Below are 647 nucleotides of genomic sequence, written 5' to 3' on the forward strand. Positions count from 1 at the left end.
CGCCCCTTATCGGGGCGGGAGACAGTGTCAGGTGGGCAGTTTGACTGGGGCGGTCGCCTCCTAAAAAGTAACGGAGGCGCCCAAAGGTTCCCTCAGAATGGTTGGAAATCATTCGAAGAGTGTAAAGGCATAAGGGAGCTTGACTGCGAGACCTACAAGTCGAGCAGGGACGAAAGTCGGGCTTAGTGATCCGGTGGTTCCGCATGGAAGGGCCATCGCTCAACGGATAAAAGCTACCCCGGGGATAACAGGCTTATCTCCCCCAAGAGTCCACATCGACGGGGAGGTTTGGCACCTCGATGTCGGCTCATCGCATCCTGGGGCTGTAGTCGGTCCCAAGGGTTGGGCTGTTCGCCCATTAAAGCGGTACGCGAGCTGGGTTCAGAACGTCGTGAGACAGTTCGGTCCCTATCCGTCGCGGGCGCAGGAAATTTGAGAGGAGCTGTCCTTAGTACGAGAGGACCGGGATGGACGCACCGCTGGTGTACCAGTTGTTCTGCCAAGGGCATCGCTGGGTAGCTATGTGCGGACGGGATAAGTGCTGAAAGCATCTAAGCATGAAGCCCCCCTCAAGATGAGATTTCCCATAGCGTCAAGCTAGTAAGATCCCTGAAAGATGATCAGGTTGATAGGTCTGAGGTGTAAGC

Annotated in this window: 1 rRNA gene; it reads left to right on the forward strand. The window is 56.0% G+C overall.

Features of this window, described 5'->3' with window-relative positions:
• Nucleotides 1-647, forward strand: a 23S ribosomal RNA gene (locus AAHB12_RS31205); the annotation flags it as partial.

It is taken from the genome of Bacillus sp. OTU530 (assembly GCF_038440375.1).